Origin of the sequence: Pseudomonas sp. JV245A (assembly GCF_032424515.1) — a bacterium.
In the GTDB taxonomy this organism is placed as follows: Bacteria; Pseudomonadota; Gammaproteobacteria; order Pseudomonadales; family Pseudomonadaceae; genus Aquipseudomonas; species Aquipseudomonas protegens.
Map to the genome: position 1 here is coordinate 1 of NZ_VYKE01000267.1, position 3,941 is coordinate 3,941.

Sequence of the window (3,941 nt, forward strand, 5' to 3'; positions counted from 1 at the left end):
TGTCCGGCGCGCTGTAGCGGCCCGGGTTGCTCTCGGCATGCCCGGCGGCTTGCAGCTCTTCCCAGACCAGCAGCCGCGGACGCCCGGCACAGCCGAACTCGTCCAGCAGGGCCTGGGCCTGTTCGCGGCAGGCCGCGGTGCAGACCAGGATCGGCGTGCGGCTGAGCTCGATGATACGGCCCAGGCGCTGGCCCGGCAGGCCCGGGTCCAGGGGCAGGTAGCCGGCCCCGGCCTTGAAGCTGCCGATGATCATGCCCAAGAGTTCCAGGCCGCGCTCGGCCAGCAGGGCCACCGGCTGATCAAAGCCCACGCCGTTGGCGATCAAGGCATGACCCAAGCGGTTGCTGCAGCGGTTCAACTCGGCATAGCTGTAACGCTGGTCCAGGCAGCTGGCGGCAATGCGTTGCGGATGAGCCGCCACCTGGGCCTCGAACAGTTCCACGTAGCTGCGCTCCAGCGGGTACTCATGCTCGCTCTGGTTGCAGCCGGCCAGCAGGAAGTCCTGCTCCTCTTCACCCAGCAGCGGCAGTTCGGCCATGTCGCCATGAAAGCCCTGCATCAGCGCCAGCAGCAGGCGCTTGAACTCGCCGAGCATGCGCTCGATGGTCGCCTGCTCGAAGTAGCGCTGGTCGTAGGACAGGTGCAGGCCCAGGTCATCCCCCGGGTAGCACACCGCGGTGATCGGGAAGTTGGTGTGGGTACGGCCGGAATCCGAACTGGCGTTCAGGCTCTGGGCGCGGTCCAGCACCGAGACTTCCACCGGCGCGTTCTCGAACACGAACAGGCTGTCGAACAGCGGCTGGCCCTTGGGCAGTTCGCTGGTTTCCTGGATCGCCACCAGCGGCAGGTACTCGTATTCGCGCAGCTGCATGTTGCTGTCGAGCAAGGCGCTGAGCCACTGGCGCACGCTGCAGCGCTCACCGTCCTGGGGCAGCTTGACCCGCAGGGCGATGCTGTTGATGAACAGGCCGACGGTGCGTTGCATCTCCGGCATTTCCACCGGGCGCCCGGCCACGGTGACCCCGAACAATACGTCGCGATCGCCGCTCATGCGCCGCAGCACCAGGGCCCAGGCCGCCTGGGCGAAGGTGTTGACGGTGAGCTGGTGCTGTTGCGCCAGTTCCCGCAGTTGCGCGCCGTCCCGGGCATCCAGGCGGGTGTAGCAGTCGCCGACTGTCATGCCGCCGCTGTCGCCGGCGTGTTCGCGCAGGAACGGCCGGTCGCTGGGGATCGGCGTGGTGCGTTCAAAGCCCTCAAGGTTCTGCCGCCACCACTGCCGCGCCTCGGACAGGCTCTGGTGTTGCAGCCAGCCGATGTAGTCGCGGTAACGCGGTGGCACCGCCAGTTGCGCCTCGCGACCTTCACCGAGGGCGGTGTAGATCTCGAAGAAGTCGTTCATCAGCAGCGAGCGGCACCAGGCATCGATGAGGATGTGGTGGTTGCTCATCATGAACCAGTAACGGGCCGCACCAACGCGGATCAGCCGCAGGTGGAACGGCGCCTGGTTGAGCAGATCGAAGCCGGCCTCACGCTCCTGTTTGTGCAGGGCTTGCAGCTTGGCTTCCTGCTCGGCCTCGGGCACCGCGCTCCAGTCGAGAAACTCGATCGGGGTGCGGCCCGGCTTGTGGATAACCTGCAGCATGTCTTCGCCGACGTTCCAGCAAAAAGACGCGCGCAAGGCTTCGTGGCGCGCCACCACCGCCTGCCAGGCCTGGGCGAAACGCTCCGGGTCCAGTTCGCTGTTGATGCGGTAGCGGTCCTGCATGTAATACAGGCCGGTGCCCGGCTCCAACAGGGTGTGCAACAGCATGCCCTCCTGCATCGGGGTCAGCGGGTAGACGTCTTCGATCTGCGCCGCCGGTACCGGCAGGCCATCTAGCTGGGCCTGGGTCAGGCGCGCCAGGGGGAAGTCCGACGGCGTCAGGCCACCGGCATCGTCCTTCAGGCAATGGGCGATCAGGCTGTGCAGCTCGCCCAGGTAGGCGTCCGCCAGCTCGCCGATCAGCTCGGCGTCGAAACGTTCGCTGCTGTAGGTCCAGCGCAGCACCAGCTCGCCGCCATACACCTGGCTGTCGATGCTCAGTTCGTTGGGCAACGGTGCTTCCGGTGCATGGGCCGGGCCCACGGATTCATCCAGCGGGCGCAGCAAGGCGTCGGCGCCGAAGCTCTGGTCGAACTGCCCCAGGTAGTTGAAGGTCACCGGCGCCAGCGGCAGCGCCGCCAGGGCCTCGCGGCAGCTTTCATCCGCCAGGTAGCGCAGCACGCCATAACCCAGGCCCTTGTGCGGCACGGCCCGCAGTTGTTCCTTGATGGCCTTGATCGAGGCGCCCTGCCCGGCCGCTTCTTCCACCTGCAACGGGGTCAGGCGCAGTGGATAGGCGCTGGTGAACCAGCCGACGGTGCGGGTCAGGTCGATCTCGTCGAACAGCGCCTCGCGGCCGTGGCCTTCCAGTTGCACCAGGGCCGAAGGCTGCCCGCTCCAGCGGCACAGCACCCGGGCCAGGGCGGTCAGCAGCAGGTCGTTGACCTGGGTACGGTAGGCCGCCGGCGCCTGTTGCAGCAGTTGCCGGGTGCGCTCGGCATCCAGGGTCACGCTGTGGCTTTGAGCCTGTTGATGCTGCTGGCTGCCAGTGGCCTTGAGCCCCGGCAGTTGCGCGGCCGGGCCGGCCAGTTGCTGCTGCCACCAGCTCAGCTCTTCACGCAGGGACTCGCTGCCGGCATAGGCTTGCAGGCGGCTCGACCAGTCCCGCAGGGCACTGGTCTTGGCCGGCAGGTTCAGGGCCTTTCCGGCTTGCAACTGACGATAGGCGTTTTGCAAATCTTCCAGCAGCACGCGCCAGGACACACCGTCCACCACCAGGTGGTGGATGGCCAGCAACAGGCGTTGCTCGCCTTCAGGGCCGTCCACCAGCACCGCCCGCAGCAGCGGCCCGTGTTCCAGGTCGAGGCTGCGCTGGGCATCGGCGAACAGCGCCTCGCAGGTGTCCATGGACGGCACCCGCACCTGCCACAGCAAGGGTGCGTCGGACAGCGGCAGGTACTCGGCGCGCCACTGCCCGCCTGCCTGCCCGCCTGCCTGAGAGAAACGCAGGCGCAGGGCGTCGTGTTGCTCCAGCACCGCCAGCAGGGCTTGCTCCAGCAACGACGCATCCAGGGTGCCCAGCGGTTCCAGCAACAAGGCCTGGTTCCAGTGCTGCGGCTGGGGAATGCGGCTGTCGAAGAACCAGTGCTGGATCGGCGTCAGCGGCGCTTCGCCACTGAGCTGGCCCTGCTCGGCGCTGACGCGCTGAGTGTGGCTGGCAACCCGCGCCAGGGTTTGCACCGTCTGGTGCTGGAACAGGTCCCGCGGGGTGAAGTGAATCCCCAACTGGCGGGCGCGGCTGACCACCTGGATCGACAGGATCGAGTCGCCCCCCAGTTCGAAGAAGTTGTCGTTGAGGCCCACTTGCTGCACGTTCAGCACTTCGCCCCAGACCCTGGCCAGGGTCTGTTCCAGCTCGTTGCTCGGCGCCACGTACTGCTGGCGGTTGAGCTCCGGGTCCGGCAATGGCAGGGCCCGGCGGTCGAGCTTGCCGTTGGCGGTCAACGGCATGCTGCCGAGCAGGATCAGGTGGGTCGGCACCATGTAGTCCGGCAGCTGGGTTTTCAGCTGCTGCTTGAGGGCTTCCCGCAGGTTGGCCTGCTGCACCTCGTTGTGCTCGGCCACTTCGCTGACCAAATAGCCGGCCAGCTGCTTGCCGGCCGGGGTATCCAAGGCCAGCACCACCGCTTCACGCACGGCCGGATGATCCAGCAGGCGGGTTTCGATTTCCCCCAGCTCGATGCGGAAACCGCGAATCTTCACCTGATGGTCCACCCGGCCGATGTATTCCACCTGGCCGTCGGCGCACTGGCGCACCAGGTCCCCGGTGCGATACAGGCGCCCGCCATCGGTGGCGAAC

1 protein-coding gene is annotated in these 3,941 nt (G+C 67.2%); it reads right to left on the reverse strand.

The window, feature by feature from the left end; all coding sequences use genetic code 11:
- The coding region (locus tag F6S12_RS30210) for a condensation domain-containing protein (RefSeq protein ID WP_315869722.1) at positions 1-3,941 on the reverse strand (3,941 nt) is incomplete at both ends.